Genomic DNA, 5,630 nt, shown 5'->3' on the forward strand with positions numbered 1-5,630 from the left:
GGAATCGGCGATGTCGTGGCCGAGGCGGCGGCGGATTTCTTCGTCGAGCCGCATAACGAACAGGCTCTGGACGCGCTGCTCGCGGAAGTGCGCATCGTCCCGATGGAGGCGGTCAAGAGCGACAGCCCGGTGGCCGGCAAGACGGTGGTGTTCACCGGCGCGCTGGAGAAAATGACCCGCGACGAGGCCAAGGCCATGGCCGAGCGGCTCGGCGCCAAAGTGTCCAGCTCAATCTCGAAAAAGACCGATCTGCTGATCGCCGGGGCTGACGCCGGCTCCAAACTGACCAAGGCGCGCGAATTGGGCGTCGAGGTGATCGACGAGGACGGCTGGCTCAAACTGGCAGGCGCCGAGCCGGGCGGCTGACGAGGCTCTGGCCAAAGGCATATTTGTTCATATATAAACTATCCGTCGACATTCCGGCTTTGGGCCGGGAAGGGGGGATGGGATGGATGAGATCGCACGGCATTTCGATGAGGTCGTGGCGCGGATCAAGGCGCTGCCGGCCAATGGGCCGGCGCAGCCGTCGAATGAATTGAAACTGGCGCTTTACGGCCTGTTTCGTCAGGCGCGCGACGGCGACGTTCATGGCGACAAGCCGGGCGTCTTCGATTTGGTCGGCAAATTCAAATATGACGCCTGGGCGCGCAACCGGGGCATGAGCAAGGACGAGGCGATGCGCGCCTATGTGGCGCTGGCCGAGAGCTTCGCGCGGGACCATGGCGTGACGCTTTAGATCGTTTCGTTGTTTCACGAAAACAACGAAACGATCTGGATTTTTGTTTTGACGCGTATTCGCTTCTCGGACCTACGGTTCTTTACGCGAACCGGTATCCACTTCGCTCGACCCGAAGGGCCGCACCAGCGAATACGCTTTGGAGCAGCGCCTTGCGAAGGCGAGGCCCGCGCTCTATCTGAGGAACGGGCGCGAGCCGAGAGACGCCATGTTCGACGATATCTATAATCGCAAAATCCTGGAGCTTGCGGCCAATATCCCGCTGCTGGGCCGGCTGCCGGCGCCGCAGGCGTCCGCCTCGGCCTATTCGCGGCTGTGCGGCTCCTCGATCACCATCGATCTGTCGCTGGCGGAGGGGAAAGTCGTCGATTACGCCCAGGACGTGAAGGCCTGCGCGCTCGGCCAGGCGGCGTCTTCGGTCATGGGCGGGAACATTATTGGCGCCTCGCCGCAGGAATTGCGCGCCCTGCGCGAAACCATGCGGAAAATGCTGAAGGAAAACGGCCCGCCGCCGCAGGGGCGTTTCGCCGAGGCTGGCTATCTCGAACCCGCGCGCGATTACAAGGCGCGCCACGCCTCGATCCTGCTGGTGTTCGACGCCGTGGCCCAAGCCTTGGACGAAATCGAAAAGCCGCTCGACGCCATCGAACAGGGCGCGGCAGGCTGAAGCGTGTCAATGATTTCAGTCAATGCATTTTTCCCGGTTTGGGCTATAGTGGCGACCGTAGCGAGGGGTTCGACCCTTTCCGCCAATCGGGTCTGATCCTTTGTCGTGACGCCCCGCGAAACGCGAGCTTCCAGTTCGGACGCCGCGGGGCGGACAGGAGGATGTCATGAAAACCCTGCTTCCGGATCTCTGGACGCGCGAATTTATGACCGATCCCTTCCGCGCCTTTGAAAGGGATCTGTTCGGGCGCGAGTTTCCGAAAATGTTCGAAATGCCCGCCATGAAAGAAGCCATGGCTCCGGTTCCGGCGATGAATATCGCCGAGACCGAAACCGCGATCGAGGCGACGCTGGAAATTCCGGGCGTCGACGAGAAGGACATCAAGGTTCGCGTCGAGGGTGACCGTCTGATCGTCTCCGGCGAGAAAATGATGGAGGCCAAACGCGAGGAGAAAGACTGGCGTGTGACGGAGCGTCGTTTCGGTTCGTTCTATCGCACGGTGATGCTGCCGTTTGAACCTGCGGCGGATGCGGTTCAGGCCCATTATGACAGGGGCGTCCTGCATCTGATCATTCAGAAACCCGCCGCAAGGGTGACGGCCGCCAAGACCATCCCGGTCACGGCCGGCGCGCCGAAGGCCGAGGAGCCGCCAACGGCCCATTGACAGCGTAAACAGTAAAAGCATCTGGCCGGCCCCCTCAAATGGGGGCCGGAGCTTTTTGGGGCATGGGCTCGGCGTTCCCCCCTCTCCCCGTGGAACGGGGAGAGGGCGGGGGCGAGGGGCGCGCGCCAGAATACGGGCGAGTAATCACCCTGACCGGACCTGCGCACAGGTCCTCGCGCAGTGCGGACGCCAATCGTCCGCCCGCAGGGCCCCTCACCCCAACCCTCTCCCCGCCAGCGGGGAGAGGGGGCGGCGCGGTTCCGGCCTTCTTTAATCCTTTAAATCCACCCGGATCGCCACATGGTCGGAGGGCTTGTCCTTGCCGCGCAGGTCCCGGTCGATCGTCACGCTTTCCAGCCGGTCGGCGGCCGGGGGCGACAGCAGCAGGTGGTCGATGCGCAAGCCGTTGTTCTTGGGCCAGCAGCCGGCCTGATAATCCCAGAACGTATAAAGCTTGGCCACGTCGGTCGTCGCGCGCAGGGCCTCGGTGAAGCCCAGCGCCTGCAATTCGCGGAATTTCGCCCGCGTCGGCGGCGCATAGAGCGCGTCGGACAGCCAGGCCTCCGGGTCGTAGACGTCGCGGGCGTCGGGGATGACATTGTAATCGCCGCACAGAACCAGCCGCTCCTCATGGGCGAGCAGCTTTTTGGCATGGGCGATAAGCCGGTCCATCCAGGCGAGCTTATAGGCATATTTATCCGTTCCGAGCGGATTGCCATTGGGCAGGTAAAGGCAGCCGACGCGCAGCACCGTCGCGCCCCAGGGAATCACCGCCTCGATATAGCGCGATTGCGCATCGCTCTCGTCGCCGGGCAAGCCGACGGCGATTTCCATCGGCGCCTTGGAGAGGATGGCGACGCCGTTGTAGCTTTTCTGGCCGTGGATCGCGACATTATAGCCGGCGGCCTCGACCTCCATGCGCGGGAATTGCTCTTCCTGGCATTTCAGCTCCTGCAGGCACAAAACATCCGGCTGGACCTCGTGGAGATAGCTCACCAGCGCCTCGACGCGCTGGCGTACGGAATTGACGTTCCAGGTCGCGATGCGCAAGGCTCAGCCCCTTCCCGAGGCGGGGCGCGCCGGCGGCCGGGCGCGCATCAGTTTCGGGGTCGGTCCGTGCGGCGTCACGCCCTCGCGCATCAGGGCGCGGCGTAGGGGCCCGACGGCCGAGAAGAAATTCAGCGCGAAGGCGCGGGCGAAATCGACCGGCAAGGCGTGGACCAGCAGCGAGCGGTTGAGAATGTCGATGCCGCGCACCCGCAGCCCGATATCGCGCGCGCGCTGACGCTCATAACCCTCGAGCGCGCGCGAGATTTCATCCGGCTCGTCGAGATTCACGCCTTCGAGGCAATCGACCAGATTGGCGATGTCGCGCAGGCTGAGGTTCAGGCCCTGCGCGCCGATCGGCGGGAACAGATGGGCCGATTCGCCGATCAAAGCCACGCGCGTGCCGGTGACTTTGGACGTCTTCATCGCTCCCATCGGAAAGGCGCCGAGCGGGCCGTCCAGCGTGATTTTGCCCAGCAGGCCGTGGGATTCGTCCTCGATCTCGGCGGCCAGCGCCTCGGGCGGCAGGGCCTGCAGCCGCAGCGCCTCGCGCGGCGAAACCAGCCAGACCAGGCTGGAGCGGTGCGGCGCGCCCTCGCGCCCTGGCAGCGGGACGAAGGTGAAGGGACCTGAGCGCTTGTGGAACTCGGTCGAAATCTGGTGATGCGGCTTTTCATGCGCGAGCAGCGCGGTCAGCGCCACCTGCGGATAGGACCAGGTGGTCACGGTGATGCCGGCGATCTGTCGGGCCTGGCTGTTGCGGCCCTCGCCGGCGACCACGAATTTCGCCTCGATCTGGCCGCCGGAGGCGAGCCGCGCCCGCGCGCCGGAAAAATTCAGTTCGAATTGGTCGATCAGATCCTCGATCAGAATGATCGCCGGATTTTCGCGCGCGGCTCGGGCCAATTCCGCGACCAGGGCGTTGTTTTCGATATTCTCGCCAAAGGCGTCGAGGTCGATCTCGCGCGAGCGGAATTCCTTCGGGCCGGTCGGGAAGATCGAGCCGGTGTCGTCGATCATCCGGATCCCTTCCATCGGGGCGGAATGAGCGGCGCAGCGCTCCCACAGGCCCAGCGCGCGATAGAAGCGCAACGACCCCTCGAACAGAGCGACCGTGCGGCCGGCGAGGCCGGTCTCGATTTTGCCGACCACGGCCACCTTGCGGCCTTGCGCGGCGAAAGCATGGGCGGCGGAAAGGCCCGCCGAGCCTGCGCCGGCCACCAGCACGTCGCATTCAATTGGGGGGGCTGCAATCGTGGGGCTTGCGATCGGGGTTTTTGCGGTCGGGCCTTCTGTCGCCGGTTTCTTCTTTTCCGTCGCCGGATTCATGGCGCGATCCTTTTCTTCACCAGAATCCATTTATGGCGTGGATTTCCAGAACGGCAAGGCGACTTTGACGACAAGACGATTTGCCGCGCCAACGTGGCGTTAACGCCTCGGCGCCAGTCTCGCCCCATGAATGCGGAAGACCATTTCCTCACCCGGCGCGGCGCGATCCTGCTCGGCGGCGCGGCCGTCCTCGGCGCGGGCGGCGCCGGCCTGTGGCTAGCGCGCCGTCGCGGGCTGTTCGGCCGGCTGTTCAATCCGTTTTCGGCGGAAAATTTCGATCTTCCCGCCGTTCCGGGCCTGACCGACGCCGCCGGCGCGCCGGTTCCCGGCTTTTCGGCGCAGGATATCGCCGGCAAGACGGTCTATCTCAACGCCTTCGCCTCGTGGTGTCCCGCCTGTCGCGAGGAGCATCAGGCCCTGCTGGATTTCGCCCGCTCCGGCGCGACCATCTATGGCGTGGCGACGCTCGACGATCCGGCCAAGACGCTGGTCTATTTGCGTGAGCACGGCAATCCCTTCGCCAAGGTCGGCGTGGACCGCAAGGGCTATCTGTTCCGGGCGCTCGGCGCGCGCGGCATTCCGGCCCATTTCGTCTTCGCCCCGGCGCCGAAACTGACGTTGATGGCGCAGGGGTCGATGGATCTGGCGGAATTGCGCGCCAAAATCCTGCCGGCGCTGGCCTAGTCTTCTGGGGCGTTCGGGACGACCGCGAACCATCGGCTGCAATTGTGATTCGGAAACCCGGCTGGCCGCGTCGCCAGATCAGTACTTTGCCGCGACCGCCGTCGGGCTTTCAGGACGCCACACAGGAACGATCACGTGCAGGATGCCCTGTGTCTCGTAGGCGTTGTAGTTCTGGATGTACACGTCGGTCGCGACGATCAACTGCATGATGATCGGGCCGAAATTGTAGCCAACGAGGCCCCCGAGCGCGAACTGGGCTTGCGCCTCGGGATAGACCAGGCCGCCTAAAGTGCGAATGTTCGGCAAGCCGGGAACATTGAAATCGGTCGAACCAAAGCCCACCGCGCCGAATTCCCACCTGCCGAAGGTGTGGGTTACGGCAAGGTCATAGTTGAACCAGTCGTTGTTGCTGCAGGTCGTGGCGAACGGGATCGCCGTGCATGAGCCCGCATCCAGACGCTGGCCGGCATAAAGGTTGGCCGTGACGTTCCAGCCGCCGCCGT

At 64.3% G+C, this 5,630-nt stretch carries 8 protein-coding genes; 5 read left to right on the plus strand and 3 right to left on the minus strand.

Annotated features, from left to right (window positions below):
* The 4 genes from ACE3S9_RS13785 to ACE3S9_RS13800 all read left to right on the plus strand — a co-directional run.
* Positions 1–366: BRCT domain-containing protein (locus tag ACE3S9_RS13785; RefSeq protein WP_374547047.1), on the plus strand; the 366-nt coding region annotated here is incomplete at its 5' end.
* An 82-nt stretch (positions 367–448) separates the two neighbouring features.
* Positions 449–736, plus strand: coding sequence for an acyl-CoA-binding protein (locus ACE3S9_RS13790; protein WP_374547048.1), 288 nt, complete (start codon positions 449–451; stop codon positions 734–736).
* A gap of 208 nt (positions 737–944) precedes the next feature.
* Positions 945–1,403, plus strand: a complete 459-nt coding sequence (locus ACE3S9_RS13795; RefSeq protein ID WP_374547049.1) for an iron-sulfur cluster assembly scaffold protein — start codon at positions 945–947, stop codon at positions 1,401–1,403.
* Positions 1,404–1,569: 166 nt separating this feature from the next.
* Positions 1,570–2,067, plus strand: coding sequence for an Hsp20/alpha crystallin family protein (locus ACE3S9_RS13800; protein ID WP_374547050.1), 498 nt, complete (start codon positions 1,570–1,572; stop codon positions 2,065–2,067).
* A 270-nt stretch (positions 2,068–2,337) separates the two neighbouring features.
* On the opposite strand, the gene xth is transcribed toward ACE3S9_RS13800, so the two are convergent.
* Positions 2,338–3,117: an exodeoxyribonuclease III gene (gene xth, locus ACE3S9_RS13805; protein ID WP_374547051.1), complete on the minus strand. Its 780-nt coding sequence runs from the start codon at positions 3,115–3,117 to the stop codon at positions 2,338–2,340.
* Positions 3,118–3,120: 3 nt separating this feature from the next.
* Positions 3,121–4,443, minus strand: coding sequence for an FAD-dependent monooxygenase (locus ACE3S9_RS13810; RefSeq protein ID WP_374547052.1), 1,323 nt, complete (start codon positions 4,441–4,443; stop codon positions 3,121–3,123).
* Between the two features lie 126 nt (positions 4,444–4,569).
* On the opposite strand from ACE3S9_RS13810, the gene ACE3S9_RS13815 reads away from it, so the two are divergent.
* Complete coding sequence (locus ACE3S9_RS13815; protein ID WP_374547053.1) at positions 4,570–5,127, plus strand: redoxin family protein; 558 nt, start codon at positions 4,570–4,572, stop codon at positions 5,125–5,127.
* A 78-nt stretch (positions 5,128–5,205) separates the two neighbouring features.
* Here ACE3S9_RS13815 and ACE3S9_RS13820 read toward each other — a convergent pair.
* On the minus strand, positions 5,206–5,630 hold a 425-nt coding region (locus ACE3S9_RS13820), incomplete at its 5' end, for a transporter (RefSeq protein WP_374547054.1).

The organism is Rhodoblastus sp., from assembly GCF_041915505.1.
Lineage (GTDB): Bacteria > Pseudomonadota > Alphaproteobacteria > Rhizobiales > Beijerinckiaceae > Rhodoblastus.